At 60.0% G+C, this 21,661-nt stretch carries 23 protein-coding genes and 1 pseudogene; 14 read left to right on the top strand and 10 right to left on the bottom strand.

Annotated elements, in window-relative coordinates:
- Nucleotides 1–124: 124 nt before the first annotated feature.
- Nucleotides 125–1,201: pseudogene (locus tag GIR22_RS17055) on the bottom strand (aminotransferase class I/II-fold pyridoxal phosphate-dependent enzyme); the annotation flags it as partial.
- A 148-nt stretch (nt 1,202–1,349) separates the two neighbouring features.
- Here GIR22_RS17055 and GIR22_RS17050 point away from each other — a divergent pair.
- From GIR22_RS17050 to GIR22_RS17030, 5 genes are all read left to right on the top strand, one after another.
- Complete coding sequence (locus tag GIR22_RS17050; RefSeq protein ID WP_154744475.1) at nt 1,350–2,024, top strand: NAD(P)H-binding protein; 675 nt, start codon at nt 1,350–1,352, stop codon at nt 2,022–2,024.
- Complete coding sequence (locus GIR22_RS17045; protein ID WP_154744474.1) at nt 2,024–2,941, top strand: LysR family transcriptional regulator; 918 nt, start codon at nt 2,024–2,026, stop codon at nt 2,939–2,941. Before GIR22_RS17050 ends, GIR22_RS17045 begins: the two co-directional genes overlap by 1 nt.
- A 130-nt stretch (nt 2,942–3,071) precedes the next feature.
- Entirely contained in the window at nt 3,072–4,265 is a 1,194-nt protein-coding gene (locus tag GIR22_RS17040; protein WP_154744473.1) for a CaiB/BaiF CoA transferase family protein, read from the top strand.
- Entirely contained in the window at nt 4,262–5,203 is a 942-nt protein-coding gene (locus GIR22_RS17035) for a hydroxymethylglutaryl-CoA lyase (protein WP_178122321.1), read from the top strand. The genes GIR22_RS17040 and GIR22_RS17035 overlap by 4 nt, the downstream gene beginning before the upstream one ends.
- 60 nt (nt 5,204–5,263) lie before the next feature.
- Nucleotides 5,264–6,595 (top strand): MFS transporter, encoded by a 1,332-nt coding sequence (locus tag GIR22_RS17030; protein ID WP_154744472.1) that lies wholly within the window; start codon nt 5,264–5,266, stop codon nt 6,593–6,595.
- 3 nt (nt 6,596–6,598) lie between these two features.
- Here GIR22_RS17030 and GIR22_RS17025 read toward each other — a convergent pair whose 3' ends face one another.
- Nucleotides 6,599–7,084 (bottom strand): DMT family transporter, encoded by a 486-nt coding sequence (locus GIR22_RS17025; protein WP_154744471.1) that lies wholly within the window; start codon nt 7,082–7,084, stop codon nt 6,599–6,601.
- Nucleotides 7,085–7,161: 77 nt separating this feature from the next.
- Here GIR22_RS17025 and GIR22_RS17020 point away from each other — a divergent pair, with 77 nt between their 5' ends.
- The 4 genes from GIR22_RS17020 to GIR22_RS17005 all read left to right on the top strand — a co-directional run bounded on the left by GIR22_RS17020 (nt 7,162) and on the right by GIR22_RS17005 (nt 9,848).
- Complete coding sequence (locus tag GIR22_RS17020) at nt 7,162–8,067, top strand: LysR family transcriptional regulator (RefSeq protein WP_154744470.1); 906 nt, start codon at nt 7,162–7,164, stop codon at nt 8,065–8,067.
- 27 nt (nt 8,068–8,094) lie between these two features.
- Nucleotides 8,095–8,505 (top strand): fosfomycin resistance glutathione transferase, encoded by a 411-nt coding sequence (fos, locus tag GIR22_RS17015; RefSeq protein ID WP_154744469.1) that lies wholly within the window; start codon nt 8,095–8,097, stop codon nt 8,503–8,505.
- A gap of 56 nt (nt 8,506–8,561) precedes the next feature.
- Nucleotides 8,562–9,200, top strand: a complete 639-nt coding sequence (locus GIR22_RS17010; protein ID WP_154744468.1) for a LysE family translocator — start codon at nt 8,562–8,564, stop codon at nt 9,198–9,200.
- Between the two features lie 120 nt (nt 9,201–9,320).
- The gene (locus GIR22_RS17005; RefSeq protein WP_154744467.1) at nt 9,321–9,848 is read left to right on the top strand and encodes a DUF4142 domain-containing protein; all 528 of its coding nucleotides are present in this window, start codon (nt 9,321–9,323) and stop codon (nt 9,846–9,848) included.
- A 57-nt stretch (nt 9,849–9,905) separates the two neighbouring features.
- Here the strand turns inward: GIR22_RS17005 and GIR22_RS17000 are convergent, their stop codons facing one another.
- Nucleotides 9,906–10,331, bottom strand: a complete 426-nt coding sequence (locus GIR22_RS17000; protein WP_154744466.1) for a low affinity iron permease family protein — start codon at nt 10,329–10,331, stop codon at nt 9,906–9,908.
- 196 nt (nt 10,332–10,527) lie between these two features.
- On the opposite strand from GIR22_RS17000, the gene GIR22_RS25975 reads away from it, so the two are divergent.
- Nucleotides 10,528–10,671 carry a hypothetical protein gene (locus GIR22_RS25975; protein WP_178122320.1) on the top strand — a complete coding sequence of 48 codons (144 nt, stop codon included), beginning with the start codon at nt 10,528–10,530 and terminating at the stop codon, nt 10,669–10,671.
- A gap of 6 nt (nt 10,672–10,677) precedes the next feature.
- Here the strand turns inward: GIR22_RS25975 and GIR22_RS16995 are convergent, their stop codons facing one another.
- Genes GIR22_RS16995 through GIR22_RS16975 form a run of 5 tightly spaced genes read right to left on the bottom strand, consistent with a single transcriptional unit; the run spans nt 10,678 to nt 14,971 of the window.
- Nucleotides 10,678–11,442 (bottom strand): AraC family transcriptional regulator, encoded by a 765-nt coding sequence (locus GIR22_RS16995; RefSeq protein WP_154744465.1) that lies wholly within the window; start codon nt 11,440–11,442, stop codon nt 10,678–10,680.
- 43 nt (nt 11,443–11,485) lie between these two features.
- The gene (locus GIR22_RS16990; protein WP_154744464.1) at nt 11,486–12,715 is read right to left on the bottom strand and encodes an NAD(P)/FAD-dependent oxidoreductase; all 1,230 of its coding nucleotides are present in this window, start codon (nt 12,713–12,715) and stop codon (nt 11,486–11,488) included.
- Nucleotides 12,712–12,930, bottom strand: a complete 219-nt coding sequence (locus tag GIR22_RS16985) for a (2Fe-2S)-binding protein (RefSeq protein WP_154744463.1) — start codon at nt 12,928–12,930, stop codon at nt 12,712–12,714. The genes GIR22_RS16990 and GIR22_RS16985 overlap by 4 nt, the downstream gene beginning before the upstream one ends.
- Complete coding sequence (locus GIR22_RS16980) at nt 12,927–14,042, bottom strand: FAD-dependent oxidoreductase (protein ID WP_178122319.1); 1,116 nt, start codon at nt 14,040–14,042, stop codon at nt 12,927–12,929. Before GIR22_RS16980 ends, GIR22_RS16985 begins: the two co-directional genes overlap by 4 nt.
- Complete coding sequence (locus GIR22_RS16975; RefSeq protein WP_154744461.1) at nt 14,039–14,971, bottom strand: 4-hydroxyproline epimerase; 933 nt, start codon at nt 14,969–14,971, stop codon at nt 14,039–14,041. The genes GIR22_RS16980 and GIR22_RS16975 overlap by 4 nt, the downstream gene beginning before the upstream one ends.
- A gap of 241 nt (nt 14,972–15,212) precedes the next feature.
- Here GIR22_RS16975 and GIR22_RS16970 point away from each other — a divergent pair, with 241 nt between their 5' ends.
- The 4 genes from GIR22_RS16970 (at nt 15,213) to GIR22_RS16955 (ending at nt 20,457) form a co-directional block, all read left to right on the top strand.
- Nucleotides 15,213–16,133 (top strand): dihydrodipicolinate synthase family protein, encoded by a 921-nt coding sequence (locus tag GIR22_RS16970; protein WP_154744460.1) that lies wholly within the window; start codon nt 15,213–15,215, stop codon nt 16,131–16,133.
- A 148-nt stretch (nt 16,134–16,281) separates the two neighbouring features.
- A complete protein-coding gene (locus tag GIR22_RS16965; protein ID WP_154744459.1) occupies nt 16,282–17,850 on the top strand; it encodes an APC family permease in 1,569 nt (522 codons plus the stop codon).
- A 29-nt stretch (nt 17,851–17,879) separates the two neighbouring features.
- Complete coding sequence (locus GIR22_RS16960; RefSeq protein ID WP_154744458.1) at nt 17,880–19,457, top strand: aldehyde dehydrogenase (NADP(+)); 1,578 nt, start codon at nt 17,880–17,882, stop codon at nt 19,455–19,457.
- Nucleotides 19,450–20,457, top strand: coding sequence for an Ldh family oxidoreductase (locus GIR22_RS16955; protein WP_154744457.1), 1,008 nt, complete (start codon nt 19,450–19,452; stop codon nt 20,455–20,457). The genes GIR22_RS16960 and GIR22_RS16955 overlap by 8 nt, the downstream gene beginning before the upstream one ends.
- Nucleotides 20,458–20,491: 34 nt before the next feature.
- On the opposite strand, the gene GIR22_RS16950 is transcribed toward GIR22_RS16955, so the two are convergent.
- Both GIR22_RS16950 and GIR22_RS16945 read right to left on the bottom strand, forming a co-directional pair.
- Nucleotides 20,492–20,992 carry a methylated-DNA--[protein]-cysteine S-methyltransferase gene (locus GIR22_RS16950; RefSeq protein WP_154744456.1) on the bottom strand — a complete coding sequence of 167 codons (501 nt, stop codon included), beginning with the start codon at nt 20,990–20,992 and terminating at the stop codon, nt 20,492–20,494.
- A gap of 256 nt (nt 20,993–21,248) precedes the next feature.
- The gene (locus tag GIR22_RS16945) at nt 21,249–21,659 is read right to left on the bottom strand and encodes a type II toxin-antitoxin system HicB family antitoxin (RefSeq protein ID WP_154744455.1); all 411 of its coding nucleotides are present in this window, start codon (nt 21,657–21,659) and stop codon (nt 21,249–21,251) included.
- Nucleotides 21,660–21,661: the final 2 nt, after the last annotated feature.

Here is a 21,661-nt window from a genome sequence, read left to right as displayed (position 1 = left end):
GTAGAGCGCCTCCAACAAAAAAAATGGAGGCGTGCTGACCACGAAGTTTTGACCGTGTAAGAATTTAATCTATCAACGCTCAATACTGTGTTTAGAGTGTTATAAATATTATGGTTGTGGGTGATTATATGTCGCTGCGCAGTAATGAGTGTTTGCCATCGTTGTGCTCTTTCATTAAATTCGTCAGTTGGCTGCAGAATAATCTAATTAATGAGTGGGTCATATCTGCTCGTAGTGTAATACGTATGGCGGCTTTTTCTCGTGGTACTACAGGGAAAAATACTGCTGAGGTAAAGAATTTTTTGTTAGCAAGCTTGGTAGCTATTTTGTTTGCTATTTTGGCTTCGCCGCAAGTGATTAAACGGATGGCTGTGCTAGTTCCTGATTGCCCTGTATTTACTAAGCTATCAAAAAGGTTGATGTTGCTCTGGAGTTTTTCTTGGAGAGTAGACAGTTCATTTGTTTTGTGAATTTCAATGGATGCCAACCCAGCTCCGATGGCGGCAGCATTCAAACGCTGAGACCAATTGCTGGGTCCTCCATAGCGATGTATGAAATCTTTTTGATGTTCATTGCCAAGCATGATCAAGCCGCCGCTTGCTCCAAACGATTTTCCTAAAGAAGCGACTATAATAATTTGGTCATCTAACTGTGATAGTCGTGGTCGTACATGACCACTTCCACCTCTTCCTACTGCTGATAAAACATGAGAGTCATCTAGATAAAGGAAAAGCCCATAACGTGACTTTAGGTAGAGGAGGCTTTCCACGTCAGCAACACCGCCCATGCTATATAGGCCATCAGCTATGTACGCAACTTTTTTATGTTTTTACATAAGTCTTCGAGAAATGAAATGTCATTATGAGGTGCTGTGATTGCTTTTGTCTCATCCGCGCATGAGGATTTAAGGTGATTCATTGAATAATGGGATTGCTTGTCAAATACCATGGTGGGAGGGGTATGCATTTGTAAATGCAGCGCTGGCGAGCAACGGAAGTATTCCAGAACTGGCGGCGCTGCAAGGTCGGGTGCTTAAGCAAGTTGCGTTAAAAAGGTTGGAAGGTTCTGTTTCATATTGCTCACGTATGGCAAGTTTGCAGCGGTTTTTAGAGTTTGCAATGCGTAGTGTTCCTGCTGTTTGTATTCCGTGTATTGCGCCGTCGAGAATGTCTGTGTCGCTGGCCTGGGGACGATGGTGCAGGCGAGCGAGCAGGAAAACGTAATGGGGTTTTCGGACGCGGTTGCTTCAGTCGCTTGAGTTAAGTGCTAACTTGCAGAGTGATACAGACATAGAGTGTGGAAGAATTGCTTGCGGTTCAGTCAAATCCTGCAAGGGTATGGGAGTTTTGATGAGAGTTCTGTTATTTGGTGCCACTGGCATGGTCGGCCAGGGCGTGTTGCGCGAGTGCCTGCTGGCCAATGATGTGCAGGAAGTGGTGGCTGTTGGCCGTACGTCCCTGACACAGGAACACGACAAACTGCATCAGGTGCTGCACGCTGACATGCTCGACTTCCAGCCCCTGGAAAACCTGCTACAGGGCTTCGATGCCTGTTTTTTTTGCCTGGGCGCGTCCTCGGTGGGCATGGATGAAGCCAGGTACACCCACCTGACCTACGACCTGACCCTGGTGGCCGCCAGCACGTTGGCCAGGCTCAATCCGCAGATGACCTTTGTCTATGTGTCTGGTGCCGGTACCGACAGTTCGCAGACGAGCAAGGTGATGTGGGCGAGGGTCAAGGGCAAGACTGAAAACGCCTTGCTGCGCCTGCCGTTCAAAGCGGTGTACCTGCTACGCCCGGGCATCATTCAGCCACTCCATGGCGTGCGTTCGAAAACCCCGCTTTATCAATCGATCTATACCTTGACCGGCCCCTTGCTGACCCTGGCCCGAGGCCTTTGGCCGGCCGGGGTGGTCAGCACCGAAGTGCTCGGCCAGGCGATGCTGACCCTGGCCCGCCAGGGCAACGCGCAACCGGTGGTGGAGCAGGCAGACATCAATCGACTGGCCAAAGAGTCCGCCTGATGCTGCCCAAAAGCCTGGTCCGCCGCCTTGACTTGATCACCTTGCAGCTGTTCGTCGCGGTCCATGAAGAAGGCACGTTGACCCGCGCTGCCGCCCGCGAGGCGATCGCGGTATCGGCGGCGAGCAAACGCTTGATGGAGCTGGAGCAGGTGCTGGGCATGAGCCTGTTTGTGCGCAAGGCCAAGGGCATGAGCCTCACGGCTGCCGGCGAAACCCTGCTGCACCATGGTCGGCAGATGCTGTTCAACGTCGAGAAAATGGGCCAGGAACTGGGCGAGCACAGCCACGGCCTGCGGGGTTATGTGAGGATGTTGGCTAACCTGTCGGCGATTATTCAGTTTTTGCCCGAAGACTTGCGCGACTTTTCGGCGCTGCATCCGCAGGTCAAGACCGACCTTGAAGAACGTCCCAGCAAAGGCGTGGTCCAGGGCGTGCTTGACGGTGTGGCCGACCTGGGGATTTGCTCCTGCGATACCGATACCAAGGGCCTGCCCAGCGTGACCTATCGCCGGGACAAACTGGTGGTGTTGATGCCAGCCGATCATCCCCTGAGGGGTCGCGAGCAATTGGCCTTCGCCGAGACCCTGGGCAGCGATTATGTTGGCTTGCATTCGGCCAGTTCGATCAACATGCGCACCCACGCCGCAGCGCGTGAGGCGGGCAAGCTGCTGCACCTGCGCATCCATGTGCCGGGTTTTGACGCCATGTGCCGGATGGTCCAGGCCAACATGGGCATCGGTATCCTGCCGCAAAAGGCCTATGAGTTGTTTGGCCGCAGCCTGGGGCTGCACGCGGTACCGTTGACCGATGAGTGGGCAGACCGGCGTTTAATTGTCGTGGTGCGCGATGAGGCCCGTTTGTCGCCAGTCAGTCGGTTGTTGTTTGAATACCTGCAAGAGCCTGAAGTGGGTGTCTGACAGATCGGTCTGTCAGTAAATGCTCTGCTAATTCGCGTTTCGCGAACGCTCGTTGCCAACTGAAGGTTGGATTTATACCGCCGTCGTCCTCTAGCCTTGGCCCACATTCCAAGAACAAGAGGTACACCCCATGACGGCTCCCCTGAGCGGTATCAAGGTGATCGAGATCGGTACGCTGATTGCGGCGCCCTTCGCTGCTCGGCTGCTGGCAGAGTTCGGCGCCGAGGTGATCAAGGTCGAGGCCATGGGGCAGGGCGATCCGCTTCGTAAATGGCGAAAGCTGCACCAGGGCACGTCGCTGTGGTGGTACCTGCAATCACGCAACAAGAAATCCCTGGCCCTGGACCTCAAGTCCGCCGAAGGCATCAGCCTGATCAAGCAACTGCTGACCGACGCCGATGTGTTGATCGAAAACCTGCGCCCCGGTGGCCTGGAAAAACTCGGGCTGGGCTGGGACGTGTTGCATGCCCTCAACCCCAAACTGACCCTGGTGCGCATCTCGGGCTATGGCCAGACCGGCCCCTATCGTGATCGGCCGGGGTTTGGCGCCATCGGCGAGGCCATGGGCGGGATTCGCTACACCACTGGTAACCCCGACTCACCGCCGGCGCGGGTCGGCGTGAGCCTCGGTGATTCCCTGGCGTCCTTGCACGGGGTGATCGGTGCACTCATGTCGCTGCTGCGGGTCAAGACTGGCCAGGGCGACGGTCAGGTGGTGGACGTGTCCTTGGCCGAAAGTGTGTTCAACGTGATGGAAAGCCTGGTTCCGGAATACGACATGCTCGGCCACGTTCGTGAACGCAGCGGCGGCGCTTTGCCGGGGATTGCGCCCTCCAACACTTACCTCACGGCGGACGGTGCCTACGTGGTGATTGCCGGTAATAGCGACCCGATCTACAAGCGCCTGATGACGACCATTGGCCGCGCCGATCTGGCCGAAGCCGAGGAATTTGCCCATAACGACGGCCGCGCGGCCAAAAGCGGCTTGCTGGACGCGGCTATCACCCATTGGACCAGCAGCCTGCCCATCGACGCAGTACTCAGCGCCCTGGAAGCAGCCGAAGTACCGGCTGGCCGCATCTATTCCGTGGCCGATATCGTCACCGATCCCCACTACCAGGCCCGCGGCATGCTGCTTCGCGCCGAACTGCCTGGCGGCCTGACGGTGAAGATGCCGGGCATCGTGCCCAAGCTTTCGCAAACCCCCGGCAGCGTGAACTGGTCGGGGCCGAGCCTGGGCCAGCATACCGACGACATCCTCGGTAGCCTGGGCCTGACCGGCGCCGATATTCAACGTCTGAAAACCTTGGGAGTAGTGCAGTGACTCATGATTATTCCGACGCCTTGATCGTGCAGGAAGTATCGCCCAGGGATGGCCTGCAGATTGAGCCAACGTGGGTCGAGACCACCGATAAAATCGCCCTGATCGACCAATTGTCCCTGGCCGGATTCTCGCGGATCGAGGCCGGGTCATTCGTCTCGCCCAAAGCCATTGCGGCGTTGCGCGATGGTGAACAAGTGTTCCAGGGCATCATCCGCCACCCGGGGATCATCTATGTGGCACTGATCCCCAACCTCAAGGGCGCACAACGGGCCATCGAGTCCAGGGCCGATGAGTTGAACCTGGTGATGTCCGCCAGCCAGACCCACAACCTGGCCAATATGCGCATGCGTTGCGAGGCCTCACTGACCGCATTCGGCGATGTGGTGAGTTTTGCCGGCGACCACCCGGTACGGCTCAACGGCAGTATCGCCACGACCTTCGGTTGCCCATTCGAAGGCCGGATCGATGAAGACCGTGTGCTGCAACTGGTGGACGCTTATCAGGCGCTGGGCATCCAGAGCGTCACCCTGGCTGACACCACCGGCATGGCCAATCCGCGCCAGGTTGAACGCCTGGTCAAGCGGGTGCTGGAGCGGGTGAGTGCCGATCACTTGACCCTGCACTTCCACAACACCCGCGGCCTGGGTTTGTGCAATGTGCTGGCCGCTTATGAGGTCGGGGCCCGACGTTTTGACGCGGCCCTGGGTGGCTTGGGGGGCTGTCCGTTCGCGCCGGGTGCGTCGGGCAATATCTGCACCGAAGACCTGGTCAACCTGTGTGACGAAGTGGGCATCGAGACCGGTATCGACTTGCCTTATCTGTTGCGCTTGTCCCGGCAACTTCCGGCGCTGCTCGGCCATGAGTTGCCTGGCCAGGTGGCCAAGGCCGGGCGCAATTGCGACCTGCATCCGCCGCCGGGTTATATCGCGACGCTGTAAGCCTCAACCAGACAACAAAAACAATCGGACACCTGCGGGCAGTCCACCTGGAGAAAAACAATGAGCCTTAATACGTTGGAGGCCGGCGCGCGCCCGGTCGCTGAGCACGATGCCGAAAAAGCGCTGGTCAGCAAGGTCGCCTGGCGCTTGATGCCGTTGATCATGGTCTGCTATCTGTTCGCCTTTTTTGACCGTATCAACATCAGTTTCGCCAAGTTCCAACTGCAGGCTGACCTGAGCTTGAGTGACACCGCCTACGGCCTGGGGGCGGGGCTGTTTGTGGTCGGCTACGTGATCTTCGAAGTGCCAAGCAACATGATGCTGTACAAGGTTGGTGCCCGCCGCTGGATCGCACGGATCATGATGTCCTGGGGCCTGGCTACCGCTGCGATGGTGTTCGTGACCAGCGAGTGGCAGTTCTATGCGCTGCGCTTTTTGATCGGTGCAATGGAAGCCGGGTTTGCCCCCGGCGTGCTGTATTACCTGACCCTGTGGTTCCCGCAACACTACCGTGGGCGTATCACCTCTATGTTGTTCCTGGCCTCGGCCTTTGCCGGGTTGGTGGGAGCGCCATTCTCCGGACTAGTGCTCGAGCATTTGGACGGCGTGCTGCAGATGCGCGGTTGGCACTGGTTGTTCCTGCTGGGAGGCTTGCCCTGCATCGGCCTGGGTTTCCTGGTATTGACCCTGCTCAAGGATCGCATTGAGGACGCCCACTGGTTGAGCCCGGCGGAAAAGACCTTGCTGTCCAGCCGTATTGCCCGGCATGAGCCGCACGCACAGGGTGGTTCACTGCTGGCGGCGATCCGTATTCCGGGGTTCCTGATGCTTGGTTTTATCTACTTCCTGATCCAGGTGGCATCTTACGGCCTGAATTTCTGGGCACCGCAATTGATTCGTAGCGCCGGCACCCAGAGCCCGGTGACGATCGGCCTGCTGACGGCTATTCCTTATGTGTGTGGTGCTATCACCATGGTGGTGATCGGACGTTTATCGGACGCCACCGGCGAGCGCCGCAAGTTCGTCAGCGGCTTGGTGGCTTTGGGCGCGGTAGGGTTCTTCTGCGCCGGGATCTTCGCCGATCACACCACCTTCCTGATTGTCGCCCTTGGCTTGTTGGGCGCCGGCATCATCGCCTCGATCCCGACCTTTTGGACCTTGCCCCCAAAACTCCTGGCCGGAGCAGGGGCTGGAGCGGCAGGCGGGATTGCGGTGATCAACACCCTGGGCCAGTTCGGTGGCATCGTCAGCCCGGTGATGGTCGGCCGGATTCGCGACCTGACCGGCAGCACAACGCCGGCCCTCTATGTCATCGGCGTGTGCGCGCTGATTGCGGCAGCCCTGTTGCTCTGGGGTTTGCCGCAAAAACTGCGGACACTGGACAAACTCTGATCATCAAGCCGCCGCCAGCACTTTACTCGGCAACGCACTGAACTGAATCAGCGCCACGCCGCCCATCAACATCAGCGCTCCGATCAACCGGGGCGCTGTCAGTTGGCGCTCCACCAGGCCAAACAGTCCGAAGTGATCGAGCATCAGCGAGGCAATGATTTGCCCGGCCATGGCCAAGGCGATAAATCCCGAGGCTCCCAGTTTGGGCAACAGGATCAGCGCCAGGGAAATAAAACATACGCCAAACGCGCCACCGGCCCACATCCACAAGGGCGCTCGGGTAATGGACCCAAGGCTGGGCAGCGGTAAACGCAGGGCCACAATGACGGGGAGCAACACCACAATGCTCACCAGCAATGATGCCAGGGTAGCCCACAGCGGATGCCCCAACCCACGTCCCAGATTGGCGTTGATCGCGCTTTGAAACGGTACGACCGCTCCCGCAATCACCGCCAACAGCAACAAGCCCAGCCAATGCAACGTCGTCATGAACATTCTCCCGGAGGTTTTTCTGGACTCTATTGCATTCGTCGCGCAAATTTAAATTCCAAGTTCTTATGCTGGGCATGCACCAGATGAATGATTTGCGCCGCATCGACCTCAACCTGTTAGTGATCCTCGACGTTTTGCTCAGCGAGCAACACGTGACCCGAGCGGCCGAGCGCTTGCACCTGAGCCAACCGGCGGTGAGCCATGCCCTGGCACGCTTGCGTGACCTGCTGGAAGATCCGCTGCTGGTACGTCAGGGCCGCTCGTTGATGCCCACCTCGCGCGCCCTGGCGTTGGCGGCGCCCCTGGCCGACGCCCTGGCCCAAATGCAGGCGCTGCTGGCGCCTGATCGGTTCGCCCCAGTCTCGGCCAAGCGCACCTTTCGCCTGGCCATGTCGGACTACGGTGCGGCGCTCTTGTTGCCGGGACTGGTGCACACCCTGCGCCGGGAAGCCCCCGGCATTGATTTGCTGATCATCCACGCCAGTCGTGAAGGCATGGTCGAGGGTGTGCTCAACGGTGACATTGACCTGGCCGCCGGGGTGTTTCCCGACCTGCCTGCGGAACTGCGCAGCACGCCCTTGTTCGAAGAGCATTACGCCTGCCTGGTAGACCGCGCCAGCCTGCCAGAAGGTGACACGCTCGACCTGCCTACCTACCTGGCGCGACCTCATGTCCTGCTGGAAATGCGCGGCAGCGGCACCCCGGAAATCGAACGGGCGCTGACGGCGATTCGCGAACGACGCCATGTCGCCATCAGCCTGCCGCATTGGGGGGTTGCGCCCCAATTGATTCGGGGCACCGACCTGATTCTCACGGTCTCGTCCCGCAGCCTGCTCAACCTCGATCACCAGCACCTGCTGGCCGTGCCGCCGCCGTTCCCGATCCCGACCTTCGCCTTCGTGTTGGCCTGGCATTCGCGGCGGGGAGGGGATCCGGCGTTGCAGTGGCTGATCGAGCAGGTTGAAAATGTATTGTCTTGACGCTCTCGCCAAAGAAGGATTAACCGCATGCTTTCAGGCCTCAACCACCTGACCCTGGCTGTCACCGATCTGAACCGCAGCGTCGGTTTCTACCACGACCTGTTGCAATTGCACCTGGACGCCACGTGGGACACCGGTGCCTACCTTTCGCTACCCGGACTCTGGTTGTGTTTGTCGCTGGATTTATCGCGCCGGCCGGAGCCTATGGCCGGATACACTCACTATGCATTCAGTGCCGCCGCCGCTGATTTTGCCGTTCAGGTTGAGTGCCTGCGGGCGGCCGGCGTGCAGGAGTGGCGGGATAACCGCAGCGAAGGTGCCTCGTTTTACTTTCTGGACCCCGATGGCCACCAGTTGGAAATCCATGTCGGCGACCTGGTCTCACGGCTGCAGGCCTGTCGAGCCAAACCCTATACAGGAATGAAGTTTTACCCGTAGTCACAGAACATGCAGAATCAACCGGCCAGTTCTCTCTCTGTCAGAGTTTAATCCCCATGACCTCATCCTTATTGTTCGCTGTCCTCGCTTCGGGCTTTATCTATGGCATTACTCCTGGTCCCGGTGTGCTGGCGGTGTTCGGCATTGGTGCCGCCCGTGGCCGTCGAGCCGGGGCTGGCTTCTTGTGTGGGCACTTGCTGGGGGATGTGGTGTGGTGCAGCACGGCGTTGATCGCCATCGTCGGCGCCCGGGAAATTGGCAGCAGCGCTTTCGATGTGCTGGGTGTGCTGAGCGGCCTGTACCTGTTCTGGCTCGGCTGGCGTGCAATCCGCACCCAGCGCGGCAGCGAGGTGGGGCCTCAGGGTGCAGCGCGTAAACCATTCTGGCACGGCATCCTGTTCGGCCTGACCAATCCCAAGGCCTATCCCGTGGCCGTGGCGACGTTTACCGCGTTGCTCTCCAGCCGAGCTGAACTGCTCACATGGTCGATGTTGCCGTGGCTGATCTTCATCAGTTTTATCGGTGGCATTGCGGCCTACGCGATCCTCATAGGCGTGGTCGGCGCCCGGCAGGTGCGGGCCGTCTATCAGCGCCATGAAGTGATGATCACAAGGTTGTGCGGGGTGATGTTTATCGGTTTTGCGATCAACGCCCTGGCCCACGCATTGCCGGGATTGTTCGCAAACAAGGCTTGAGTCAATGATGACCGTTCGTCGCATTGTTCAGTTTTTTCTAAACCTTTGTCGCCTTGAAAATTCAGAGTCTATGCGGGGGCACGTTCTCCGACACCTGTTTATTATCTGGAGGAACCCATCATGAGCCGCATGGCTATCCGGTTACGCACCGCCAGTTTTGCGATGCTGCTGGGCCTCGGCGCCAGCAGTGCTTTCGCCCAGTCGCCTGCCGAGTTCATCGAGCAGGCTTCGGCCAAGGGTATGGCCGATATCGAAACCAGCCGCATGGCCCACGCCAAGACCACGTCCCAGGAAATCAAGGACTACACCATTGAGGTCATCAATGAACGCACCCTGGCCAATCAGCACTTGGCAGCCATTGCCAAGAAACTCGATTTGCCCGTGGCGCCACGGGACAAGATTATCGACAAGGCCGAATCGCTGATGCCTGAACTCAAGGATGGCGACTCCTTCGACGCGGCCTACACCGCTCAGGAGATCAAGGCCAATGAGGACGCCATTGCCTTGTTCAAGAAGGAAGGTGCCGAATCCAGTGTTCCTGAAATAAAAGCGCTGGTCGATGAGACGTTGCCCAAGCTGGAGACTCGTCTGGAAAGAGCCAGGGCGCTGGCCGGCGTCTACGGCAAAGGTTATCAAGGCGAAGGTTGAAGGCCTTGGGGTGGACAATGAAAGCGGCAGCTGGGCAACGACCTAGCTGCCGTTTATTTATCTCTGATTCAGATCGGTCTTGGGTTTCTTCCCGGCTTCGGGGCCTTTGGTAAGCAGCGTTGAAGGGGGGATTTCATCGCAATCGCCAATAACCGTGTACTCGGCGCGTAGTTTTTCCAGTTCCTTGCGATTCAGGCCGTCCAGGCTCAGCACGGCGTTATGCGCGTCTTTGGTGGCCCGCAGCAATTCATCAATTTTGATGTGCAACATATCGTTGTCACGGTTCTGGGTGTTCTGGATCAGAAACACCATCAGAAAGGTAATGATGGTGGTCGAGGTATTGATGATCAGCTGCCACGTGTCGTTGTAGTGAAAGTAAGGCCCACTCAAACTCCATAGAAAAATCAACGTCACTGCCGCATAAAACGTACGGGCACTGCCTGCCCAACGGGACAAGGACTGTGAGAGAACAGAGAATTTCATTGCCGCGTCCTCAAAGGGGTGATGAACATACTGACCTGGGACGAGCTCTGAAATTTCTTTTTACAAAGGCACGGCTCCAGCCAATGTGTGTTTTTTGCTATCGCGACCGTTCGGCCGACAAGCCTAAAACCCGTTGAAACCTTTGTGACCTGGCCCGGGTCACTGCTTCATCACTCCCTGGACTGGAAAACACGCCATGAATATCACCCGTAGCCTATGCCTGGCCTGCTGCCTGTTTGCCCTGCAAGGTTGTTTCGACAGCTCGGACAATGAAACCCAGGACAACACCAGCGGCACACAATCATCGGTGCAAGTACAAAAGGCAGATGCGGACAAGTAACACCGCTCAGGCCAGCGCACTCTGGCGAAATTGCCGTGGGCTGACCCCTGTCAGCGACTTGAATTGGCGGCTGAAGGCGCTGTGATCGGTGTAGCCGCATTGCAGTGCCACATCGGTGATCGGTAATTGACCGAGCAGCAAGCGCGAGGCATGTTCCAGGCGCACTTTGTGGATCATCTGCCGTGGCGTCAGGTGGAAAATCCGTTTGCAGTAGCGCTCCAGTTGCGCCACGGACAGGTTGGCGATGGCCGTCAGGTCATCCATGCGAATCGCCTCGCTGTAGTGCTCGCGAATGTGTCGGTCCACCGCCGCCAAGCGTTGATAGGCCGGGTGCGCGTCGCGGGCCGCCTGCAGGTCGAAGGAGATGCCGGCCATGCCAATGACCTCCCCGCCGCGCCCCTGTAGCGGCAGCTTGTGGGTCAGGCACCAGCCTGGCTCGCGGCTGCCGTACAGGTGCAATTCCAATTGGCCCTTGATGGTGATGCCCTGGCGCAGCACCCGTTGGTCCTGCTCGGTATAGACCGGCCCCAGCACGGCCGGGAAGACTTCGGCGGAGGTCTTGCCCAAGAGCGGCGCCACTGTCTTGAAGCCGCAGCGCTGGGCCAGGGTCAGGTTGGCAGCCAGGTAACGGGCCTGCAGGTCCTTGATGAAAAACACCGTGCTGGGAATGCTGTCCAGCAGCGGCAGGATCAACGCAATGCTGCCCAGCAGGCTGTCGATGTCCTGGGGGGCAGTGGCGGTTAGGCGATTGAGCAGCGCGGTGTCGTTCATGTCTGTGCCTGTGTTCACGTGTAGCCGCTGCCCGAGGCTGCGGCTACAGGAGGGTGCTGATCCGTGCGGGTACCAGGGGCGTGCGTGGCAGTGGCGCTTCCCAGCCAAACAATGCCTGCGCGGCGCTGCCACATACGCGCCCTTGGCAGGCACCCATGCCGCAGCGGGTTTGCAGTTTGGCGGCAGTCCAGGAGGCTTCGCAAGCCATGGCGGCAAAGGGCACATCCTCACACCGACAGAGCAGCGTATCAGGCTGCGCCAGGTTATGGATCGCCGGGTTCAGCGCGAAGGCTTGCGTAGCGCGGTCGGCAAAGGCCTGCCAACGGTCGCGATGACTCAGTAGCGCCTTGATCTCTTGGTGCTGCCCGCTGGCTGCCAGCCCGGCAATCTCCCCTTCGACCATGGCCAGTTCGCTGCCACCGACGCCGGTGCATTCTCCTGCGGCGTAAACCTGGGGCAGGATGGTGCGTTGGTGTGGGTCGACCGCGATGGCGGTGCCTTGCAGCTCACACCCCAAATGCACGGCGAGGGTGGTATTGGGCACCAGCCCGAAACCGCAGGCCAGGCGCTCGCAAGGAATGTCCTTGAGACGGCCGCCCACGTTAACCCGCACGGCCTCCAGCCGTTGTTCACCCAAGGCCTCGACTACATGACTGTTCCAGCGGTAAACGGTGGTGGCGAGGCCGATGGCCTGGCGGATTTTGGTTGGCCAGCGCCACAGGTGCGCGGCAAACCCCATGACCGATGTGCCCGAGGCTTGTTCCAGCACCTGATTAACCTGCGCGCCGGCGTTGCACGCGGTGGCTGCGCTGGCCAGCAACAGCGGCCCGCTGCCGGCAATCACCGTGCGTTCGCCGCTGATGGACAAGCCGTTTTTCACCAGGGCTTGCAGTGCACCGGCACCGGTGACACCCGGTAACGTCCAGCCGGGGAATGGCAACAGCAACTCCCGGGCGCCACAGCAGAGAATCAGGCGCTGGTACGTTATGACAAATCCGTGTTCGGCGTTTTCCAGCAGCAGTGATCCTGGCTTGAGCGCCGCGACGACGCGGGTCCCCGGCAAGTAGCGGATCGAGGGGTGTTCCAGTATTGCCAAGCGTGCCAGCACCGCAGGTTCCAGGCGGGTCTGTGGCCCATTGCGCCAGATCTGGCCACCGGGCCGTGGGTTGTCGTCGATGACCGTGATACCCAGGCCCGCCTGACAGGCGGCACGGGCGGCGGCCAGGCCCGCGGGGCCACTGCCGATGATCAGGATGTCGCATGATTGATTCATACGCTTGGCTCCACCTGCATGCCTTCCCGGCACAGGGTCTGGCAGGCCAGTTGGCGCCGGCCATCGATAGTCATCCGGCATTCCTGGCAAATGCCCATGCCGCAAAAAGGCGCGCGGGGCTGGCCGGTGCAGGACGTGCGAGTGAGCGTTACCGCAGCGGCAACGGTGCTGCCAGCGCGTACCGTCAGCGGTTGACGTTCCAGGTAGATGATCATGGCGTCACTCCAGCCAATGGCGCGAAGCGCTCGGGAAGATAAGGTCGGATATCCAGGCCAGGGGTTTCACCCAGCATTTGCGCCGCCAGCAGACGGGCGCTGCCAGGTGCGGTGGTGACCCCCAGGCCTTCATGCCCAACCGCCAGCCACAAGCCTTTTTGCCGTGGATGCTCGCCGAGGATCGGCAAACCGTCGGGTGTCGCCGCGCGAAAACCCGTCCAGGCGCGAATGCCATTGAGCTCGCTCAATCCCGGCAAATATGCCACTGCCCGTTGCAGCATGCGCGCGAGCACCTCGGGTTCAACGGCCCGCTCCAGGGTATCGAATTGTCGCGATGAGCCAATCAGCAATTGCCCGGTGGGACGCGGCTGCACATTGAACGCCACCGAAGTGCCGTCGCTGGCATGGGCGCTGGCCGCGTAGCCCAGTTCCACCAGTTGATGGCGGACTTGCACCGGGTAACGATCAGTGATCAGCAAGTGGCCTTTTTTTGGCCGCAATGGTAATTCCGGAAGCAGCGTGCGAGCCGAATAACCGTTGGCCACCACGACGTACTCAGCCGACAAGGTGCTTTGATCATCGAGCTGCACGCGTTGCGGGCCGACGGCTTTGACATCGGCCTGGCGCTGGTTGATCAGCGGGTGCTTTTGCAACAGCCACTGGACGGTTGCCGGGGCGTAGAGAATGCCGTCGCCACTGATCTTCAAGGCACCGCCCAGGCCTGTGCGCAGCATGGGCTCCAACTGCGCGAGTTGCCCGCTGTCGAGCAGTTGGCCGTCGATGCCGTGGTCGGCCAGGGTGCGTTGCTTGGCCCGCGCCAGGTCCATCTCGGCACCATCGGCAGCCAGCCACAGCGTGCCGCAATTGCGGTAGGCGCAGGCGGCGGGCATCTCATCGCGCAGGGCATTCCACAGGCCGATGGAATAGTGACTCAGGGCCAGCTCGGCCGCGTTGTCATCCATCGCCACCAGGTGGCCCATGCCGGCACCCGTGGCGCCGCCGCTGGCGTTGTCCAGAACCAGTACTCTCAGGCCGCGACAGGCGAACTCATGGGCGCACGCCGCGCCGATAATACCGGCGCCGACCACAATCACATCGGCCTCGGCCTTCACAGCACAATGCCCCAGGCGAACGGGTCGCCGTCTTCGATCAGCAAGGTGGCTTCGGCGCTCAAGTGAGCGGTGCCGCGCAGCGTCGGGATGATCTGCTCGCCCACCCGCTCATAGTGTGCGGTGAACTGGCTGCCGATCACGCTGGCCTGGGTCCAGCTTTCACCCTCGGCCAGCTTGCCGTCGGCCGCCAGGCACGCCAGTTTGGCGCTGGTGCCGGTACCGCAGGGAGAGCGGTCGTAGGCCTTGCCGGGGCACAATACAAAATTGCGGCTGTCGGCCTGGACGTCGTCGGCGAACAGTTCGATATGGTCGATCACGCCGCCATCCTTGCCGGTGATATGGGCCGCTTCCAGGGCTTCACGCACCGCCCAGGTGTAGTGCGTCAATGCCTCGACATTATCGCCGGCAATGCGCTGGCCATGCTCGCTGATCAGGAAGAACCAATTGCCACCCCAGGCGATATCGCCGCGGACCAAACCGTGGCCAGGTACGTTCAGTTCGACCGCTTTGCGATAGCGGTACGCGGGCACATTACGCACGCTTACCGACAGGTCGTCATGCAAGGTGGCTTGCACGGTGCCCACCGGGGTTTCGATGTTATGCACGCCAGGGCTAATGCGCCCCAAATGGTGCAGCGAACGCATCAGCCCGATGGTGCCGTGGCCGCACATGCCCAGGTAGCCGCTGTTGTTGAAGAAGATCACGCCGGCACAGGCATCGGTCGCTTGCGGTTCGCATAACAACGCGCCCACCAGCACGTCGCTGCCCCGTGGTTCCAACACACAGGCGGCGCGCCATTGATCATGATCGCGCTCAAGCACCTGCCTGCGCTCGGCCATGGAACCCTGACCCAGCTCCGGGAACCCCGCGACCACCAGGCGAGTGGGTTCGCCCCCGGTGTGTGAGTCGATGACAGTGATTTTTTTCATGGCAGCACCTGATGAGAGTGGCCTACAGAGTGGCTTGCATCGGGGTGGGTTCGCTTGTTGGTTTTCGCGGGTTGGGATGACGAAATCGGCACAATTTCCGGCGCTTGGGCAGGCCGGCCGACTGTGCCGATTTCGTCTCCTTCACGCAGGAAAAGTCTCAAGCTGCATCGGCGCAAAAAGCGGAATCTGTTTTACGTTTCCAACGCCAGTCGGCCAGACCGACCCTAATAAGGACAAGACCATGAGCCGTAAAGCCATCGATTGGAGCGGGGTTTTTCCCGCTGTCAGCACCCAGTTCAAGCCAGACTTTTCCCTGGACCTGGAAGCCACTCATGCGGTGATTCGCAACCTGGTGGACGACGGGGTTTCCGGCCTGGTGGTGTGCGGCACCGTCGGTGAAAACACCTCCCTGAGCACCGCGGAAAAACTCTCGGTGATTGAGGTGGCCAAGGACGCTGCCGCCGGCCGTATTCCGGTGATCGCCGGCATCGCCGAGTTCACCACCGATTTCGCCCGCAACACCGTCAAGGAAGCCGCCCGTGTCGGCGTCGATGGCGTGATGGTGATGCCGGCCCTGGTGTACTCCGCCACTTCCCGGGAAACCGCTGCGCACTTTCGGGCGATTGCCACCAGCACTGATTTGCCGGTGATGGTCTACAACAACCCACCGATCTACAAAAACGACGTTACCCCGGACGTATTGATTGCCCTGCAGGACTGCGAAAACATCGTCTGCTTCAAGGACTCTTCTGGCGATACCCGGCGTTTTATCGACCTGCGCAATGCCGTGGGTGATCGTTTTGTGCTGTTCGCCGGCCTGGATGATGTGGTGGTGGAAAGCATCGCCGTGGGTGCCGAAGGTTGGGTCTCGGGCATGTCTAACGCGTTCCCGAAAGAGGGCGAGACGTTGTTCCGCCTGGCCAAGGAAAAACGCTTTGACGAAGCGCTGGCGTTGTATCGCTGGTTCATGCCGTTGCTGCACCTCGACGCACGACCGGACCTTGTGCAGTGCATCAAGCTCTGTGAAGAACTGGTAGGCCGTGGTTCCTCGATTACCCGTCCGCCGCGCCTGGCGTTGCAGGGTGAGACGCTGGCCGAGGTGAAAGCCATCGTCGCCAAGGCTTTGGCCGAGCGGCCGGTATTGCCGGATGTGGGTCTGTAAACCTACCCAATGTGGGGTTTGCTCGCGACAACCGTTGTAGCCGTGTAGCCGTGTAGCGGCTACAGCGGCTACACGGCTACGAGCAAGCTCGCTCCTGCATGACATTTCGATCTGCCTATTCCAATAACCCATAAAAGAAGGCACGCCTATGTCTGGCCAAGGCAAGTTCAAGAAACAGTTATCGCTGGTCGACCTCACCTTTATCGGCTTGGGGGCGATCTTTGGTTCTGGTTGGCTGTTTGCCGCCAGCCACGTCTCGGCGATTGCCGGGCCGGCGGGGATTTTTTCCTGGTTGCTGGGCGGCTTCGCCGTGCTGCTGCTGGGGATTGTCTATTGCGAACTGGGTGCCGCCTTGCCGCGCGCGGGCGGAGTGGTGCGTTACCCGGTGTTTTCCCACGGCCCGTTGCTGGGTTACTTGATGGGCTTCATAACCCTGATCGCTTTCTCCAGCCTGGTGGCGATTGAAGTGGTGGCGGCCCGGCAATACGCGGCAGCCTGGTTTCCAGGCCTGACCCATGAAGGCACCAGCAACCCGACAATCATCGGCTGGTTGGTGCAGTTCGCCTTGCTCTGCCTGTTTTTTGCCTTGAATTACTACAGCGTCAAGACCTTCGCCAAGGCCAACAACTTCATCAGCCTGTTCAAGTTCATCGTGCCGTTGCTGGTGATTGCTGTGCTGTTCACGTTCTTCAAACCCGACAACTTTCATGTCCAGGGTTTTGCCCCGTTTGGCTTGTCGGGCATTGAGATGGCGGTTTCTGCTGGCGGGATCATTTTTGCTTACCTGGGACTTACGCCAATCATCTCCGTGGCCAGTGAAGTACGCAATCCGCAACGCACCATCCCTATCGCGCTGATCCTCTCGGTACTGCTCTCCACCCTGATCTACGGCCTGCTGCAACTGGCCTTCCTCGGCAGTATTCCCACGGAAATGCTCGCCAATGGCTGGGGCGCCATCAGCAAGGAATTCTCCCTGCCATACCGCGATATCGCCCTGACCCTGGGTGTGGGCTGGCTGGCCTACCTGGTGGTGGCCGACGCGGTGATTTCTCCCAGCGGCTGCGGCAACATCTACATGAACGCCACGCCACGGGTGGTCTACGGCTGGGCGCGTACTGGCACCTTCTTCAAGATTTTTACCCGCATCGACGAGAAGTCCGGCATCCCGCGCCCGGCGTTGTGGTTGACCTTTGCCTTGTCGGTGTTCTGGACCCTGCCGTTCCCGTCCTGGGAAGCGCTGATCAACGTGGTCTCGGCGGCGTTGGTGCTCAGTTACGCCATCGCCCCGATCTCCGTGGCCGCGTTGCGCAAGAGCGCGCCGGACCTGCCGCGCCCATTCCGCGTCAGTGGTTTTGCCGTGCTCGGCCCGGTGTCGTTCGTGATTGCCGCGTTGATCGTCTACTGGTCCGGTTGGGGCACGGTGTCGTGGTTACTGGGCCTGCAAATCCTTATGTTTGTGATCTACCTGGGCTGCAAGCGCCTGGTGCCCACCGCGCATCTGAGCCTGGGGGAGCAAGTGCGTTCGTCCCTGTGGCTGATCGCCTTTTACGCCCTGATGATGCTGATTTCTTACCTGGGCAGTTTTGGTGGCATTGGTGCGTTGGTCCACCCCTACGACACCCTGGTGGTGACGGTCATGGCCCTGGGCATTTACTACTGGGGTGCCAATACCGGCGTGCCAGCCCACAAGCTGGTACTGGACGGTGACGAAGAATGATTTCCCTGACCTATAGCGAGAGGTAACCCATGTCCATGACAGGTCAACTGCTGATCGGCCAGCGCGCGTATCGCGGTGAAAATGGCGAGTTTCGCGGGCTGGATGCGGCCACCGGCCAAACCCTGGAGCCGGCGTTTGGCGGCGCCGGCCTGGCGGATCTGGACCGCGCCTGCTCGCTTGCCGAGGCCGCTTTCGACGATTATCGCGCGCGGCCGCTGGAGCAGCGTGCGGCATTTCTGGAGAGTATCGCCAGCCACATCCTCGCCCTTGGGGACGAACTGGTCGAGCGTTGCATGCAGGAAACCGGGCTGTCTCGTGGCCGCATTGAAGGCGAGCGTGGGCGTACGGTCGGCCAATTGCGGCTGTTTGCCGAGGTGGTGCGCCAGGGCAGCTTTCTCAACGTGCGCATTGACCCGGCCCAGCCCGATCGCAAACCATTGCCGAAGGTGGACCTGCGCTTGCGCAACATCGCCATCGGCCCGGTAGCGGTATTCGGTGCGTCGAACTTTCCCCTGGCGTTTTCTGTGGCCGGTGGCGATACCGCCTCGGCGCTGGCGGCGGGTTGCCCAGTGATCGTCAAGGCGCATTCGGCGCATCCCGGGACATCGGAATTGGTCGGTCGGGCGATTCAGCAGGCAGTGAGCCTCCATGGCTTGCCGGAAGGCGTGTTTTCGCTACTGTTCGATACCGGCCGCAGCATCGGCCAAGGGTTGGTCGGGGACTCGCGGATCAAGGCGGTGGGTTTTACCGGTTCGCGAACCGGCGGTGTGGCGTTGATGAATATTGCGGCGGACCGAGAGGAACCGATCCCGGTGTATGCCGAGATGAGTTCGATCAATCCGGTGTTGCTGTTGCCCCATGCGCTAAGGGAGCGTGGGGCAGTGATGGCGAACGAATTTGTAGTGTCGCTGACCTTGGGTGCCGGGCAATTTTGTACCAACCCCGGATTGATCCTGGCAATTGATGGGCCGGCGTTACGGTTGTTTGAAGAGGCCGCTGTCGAGGCTTTAGAGAAGGCTGCAGCCCAGACCATGCTGACGACCGGGATTCATGGCAGCTACTGTCAGGGTACGGAGCGCTTGCGGGCCCACGCCGGGGTCGAGACATTGGGCCAGGGCCTTGAGGGGGAGCGCTATCAGGCACGGGCGGCGTTGTTTGCCACGTCGGCAGTGGCCTTCTTGCAGGGCCTGGCGTTACGTGAAGAGGTGTTTGGCCCTGCCTCGTTGATCGTGCGCTGCAATAACGAGGCTCAGTTCAAGCAAGTCATCAGCGCCCTGGAAGGCCAACTGACTATCGCCTTGCACATCAGCGAGGCCGATTACCCGCAAGTACGCGGGCTGTTGCCGACCCTGGAAAACAAGGCCGGACGCGTGCTGGTCAACGGCTTTGGCACGGGTGTTGAAGTGGGGCACGCCATGGTCCACGGCGGTCCGTTCCCGGCAACCTCGGACACGCGCACTACGTCGGTGGGCAGCCTGGCGATCAAGCGTTTCCTGCGGCCGGTGTCGTATCAGGATTTACCCGCTGCACTATTGCCGCTGGAGTTGGCAGACGCCAATCCCTTGGACGTGCCCCGGCAGATTAACGGTGGGCGTGTCCATGACTGAGCGCCTTTCACTGTCAGCCGTCCATGACCTGGCGTTGAACGTGCTGACCCATCACGGACTGTCCGAGGCCCACGCTGAAGCCATTGCCCAGGTCATTACCTGCGCCCAGCGCGACGAATGCCATTCCCATGGGGTTTACCGCCTGCTGGGCTGCGTGCGCTCCTTGCGTCAAGGCAAGGTTGATCCGCTGGCCGTGCCCAGCGTGCGCCACCTTTCGGCGGGTGTGGTTGAAGTGGACGCGCACTACGGTTACTCATTGTTGAGCTTTCAGGCGGGCCTGCCGTTACTGGTGGATAAAGCCCGTAGCCAAGGGCTCGCGGCCATGGCCATCAAGCGCTGCTTCCACTTCTCGGCCCTGTGGCCAGAGGTCGAAGCCATCGCCGCAGCCGGCCTGGTGGGCATTGCCATGAACCCCAGCCACAGCTGGGTTGCGCCGGAGGGGGGGAGCAAGCCGGTGTTCGGTACCAACCCGCTGGCATTTGCCTGGCCTCGGCCAGGTGGTAATCCCTTCGTCTTTGACTTTGCCACCAGCGCAATCGCTCGAGGTGATATCGAACTCCATGCCCGCCAGGGGCTGGAAATTCCTGCACATTGGGCCATCGACGCGGACGGCCAACCCACCACCGATGCCAATGCTGCCTTGAAAGGCGCCATGCAAACCTTCGGCGGCCATAAAGGCTCGGCGTTGGCCGCGATGATCGAATTGCTGGCGGGTGCGTTGATCGGGGACCTGACCAGTGCTGAATCCATGGCCTTTGATGGCGGCGTGGGGGCGGCGCCGTGCCATGGGGAGTTGGTGTTGGCGTTCGATCCCAAGGTGTTCCTGGGGGAGGAATATGAACAAGGCTTGCAGCGGGCGGAAGGGATGTTTGAGGCGATTACCGGGCAGGGGGCGCGGTTGCCTTCGCAGCGCAGGTTCGAGGCGAGGGCGCGGAGTTTGAAGAGCGGGGTTGAGATCCCGAAGGCGTTGCTGGAAGACATTCGAGCCCTGCTTGATTGATCGTTCCCACGCAGAGCGAGGGAACGATCAGGCGTCAGACGGCGATTGTCGTTTGAGCGCCATCTTCCAGCTCCAGCAAATACTGCTTGGCCTCAAGGCCACCAGCGAACCCGGTCAACCCGCCCGACGCACCAATTACCCGGTGGCACGGCGTAACAATCGAGATCGGGTTGCGCCCGTTGGCGGCGCCCACCGCACGCACCGCTTTGGGGTTGCCAATCTGCAAGGCGATCTGGCTGTAGCTGCGGGTTTCGCCGTGTGGAATGGTCAACAACGCCTGCCAGACTTTCTTCTGGAAGTCGGTACCGGCAAAGTCCAGTTCCAGCTCGAAACGGTTGCGGGTGCCGGCGAAGTACTCTCTCAACTGCCGCTCGGTTTCCAGCAATACTGGATTGTCGACGGCCTCCTGCAACGGCCCCAGGCACACGCGATTGGCGCGCTCGTTTTCCCATAGGATGGCCGCGAGTTTCCCGCGCCTGGCCACAAGGGTCAGTTGGCCGACCGGCGAGGGCATGAGTTTATATTCATAAGACATGATCGGACTCCTTGATGGGCGGGTGTGAAAAGTACAACACCACTTTAGATCGGCCAGCCCATGGGGGAACTGCGTTTCTTGCGGTCAAATTCGTGGGAGGAGCAGCACCAAAGCCACTACCTTCTTGAGTACGGCTTTTGAACTGTGTTGGTTTGACGAAAGCATCCTGATTGTTCCTGATTCAGTGTTTTTGAGGGCTTGACGATCATCCCGGTCTACCCCCCACCGCTGCATTCAGAACTTTCTCAAAATGCCTTTACCGATCCTGTTGCAGCACCTTGAGCGCCGCCGAGGCAAGAAAGCCCGAGCGGCTTTTCTCTTCCGGGTGGTGCAACACATATTCATCAATACGGTTCAGCAGGTAGCCGGGCAGGGTGATGTTGAGTTTCTGCGCCTTGCCCAGGTATTTGGTGACATCAATGTCCACCACCGCCCAAGTGCAGCCGGCGTACTGCGGATTGGCCGCGTGCAACGTGACTTTTTGCGCACTGGGAATTGGCGCACCCTCTTCCGCGAGGATCTCGAAGTGGCCTTCGATGGCTTCCCGGGCCATGGCCATGGCGTCATCCAGGTCATCACCGGCCGAAAAGCAGCCAGGAATATCCGGTACTTCCACACCCCAGGCGTGGTCCTCGTCACCGGTTGAAATTGCAATGGGGTACAGCATGT

This window comes from Pseudomonas karstica, assembly GCF_009707515.1.
GTDB classification, from domain to species: Bacteria; Pseudomonadota; Gammaproteobacteria; order Pseudomonadales; family Pseudomonadaceae; genus Aquipseudomonas; species Aquipseudomonas karstica.
The sequence above is the reverse complement of the archived record's forward strand: the minus strand, read 5'-3'. Positions and strand labels throughout refer to the sequence as shown.

Bases quoted from the DNA above. Each gene is read 5' to 3' on its own strand.
- GIR22_RS17050 (WP_154744475.1), top strand. From the start codon at position 1,350: ATGAGAGTTCTGTTATTTGGTGCCACTGGCATGGTCGGCCAGGGCGTG.
- GIR22_RS17045 (WP_154744474.1), top strand. From the start codon at position 2,024: ATGCTGCCCAAAAGCCTGGTCCGCCGCCTTGACTTGATCACCTTGCAG.
- GIR22_RS17040 (WP_154744473.1), top strand. From the start codon at position 3,072: ATGACGGCTCCCCTGAGCGGTATCAAGGTGATCGAGATCGGTACGCTG.
- GIR22_RS17030 (WP_154744472.1), top strand. From the start codon at position 5,264: ATGAGCCTTAATACGTTGGAGGCCGGCGCGCGCCCGGTCGCTGAGCAC.
- GIR22_RS17025 (WP_154744471.1), bottom strand. From the start codon at position 7,084: ATGACGACGTTGCATTGGCTGGGCTTGTTGCTGTTGGCGGTGATTGCG.
- GIR22_RS17020 (WP_154744470.1), top strand. From the start codon at position 7,162: ATGCACCAGATGAATGATTTGCGCCGCATCGACCTCAACCTGTTAGTG.
- fos (WP_154744469.1), top strand. From the start codon at position 8,095: ATGCTTTCAGGCCTCAACCACCTGACCCTGGCTGTCACCGATCTGAAC.
- GIR22_RS17010 (WP_154744468.1), top strand. From the start codon at position 8,562: ATGACCTCATCCTTATTGTTCGCTGTCCTCGCTTCGGGCTTTATCTAT.
- GIR22_RS17005 (WP_154744467.1), top strand. From the start codon at position 9,321: ATGAGCCGCATGGCTATCCGGTTACGCACCGCCAGTTTTGCGATGCTG.
- GIR22_RS17000 (WP_154744466.1), bottom strand. From the start codon at position 10,331: ATGAAATTCTCTGTTCTCTCACAGTCCTTGTCCCGTTGGGCAGGCAGT.
- GIR22_RS25975 (WP_178122320.1), top strand. From the start codon at position 10,528: ATGAATATCACCCGTAGCCTATGCCTGGCCTGCTGCCTGTTTGCCCTG.
- GIR22_RS16995 (WP_154744465.1), bottom strand. From the start codon at position 11,442: ATGAACGACACCGCGCTGCTCAATCGCCTAACCGCCACTGCCCCCCAG.
- GIR22_RS16990 (WP_154744464.1), bottom strand. From the start codon at position 12,715: ATGAATCAATCATGCGACATCCTGATCATCGGCAGTGGCCCCGCGGGC.
- GIR22_RS16985 (WP_154744463.1), bottom strand. From the start codon at position 12,930: ATGATCATCTACCTGGAACGTCAACCGCTGACGGTACGCGCTGGCAGC.
- GIR22_RS16975 (WP_154744461.1), bottom strand. From the start codon at position 14,971: ATGAAAAAAATCACTGTCATCGACTCACACACCGGGGGCGAACCCACT.
- GIR22_RS16970 (WP_154744460.1), top strand. From the start codon at position 15,213: ATGAGCCGTAAAGCCATCGATTGGAGCGGGGTTTTTCCCGCTGTCAGC.
- GIR22_RS16965 (WP_154744459.1), top strand. From the start codon at position 16,282: ATGTCTGGCCAAGGCAAGTTCAAGAAACAGTTATCGCTGGTCGACCTC.
- GIR22_RS16960 (WP_154744458.1), top strand. From the start codon at position 17,880: ATGTCCATGACAGGTCAACTGCTGATCGGCCAGCGCGCGTATCGCGGT.
- GIR22_RS16955 (WP_154744457.1), top strand. From the start codon at position 19,450: ATGACTGAGCGCCTTTCACTGTCAGCCGTCCATGACCTGGCGTTGAAC.
- GIR22_RS16950 (WP_154744456.1), bottom strand. From the start codon at position 20,992: ATGTCTTATGAATATAAACTCATGCCCTCGCCGGTCGGCCAACTGACC.
- GIR22_RS16945 (WP_154744455.1), bottom strand. From the start codon at position 21,659: ATGCTGTACCCCATTGCAATTTCAACCGGTGACGAGGACCACGCCTGG.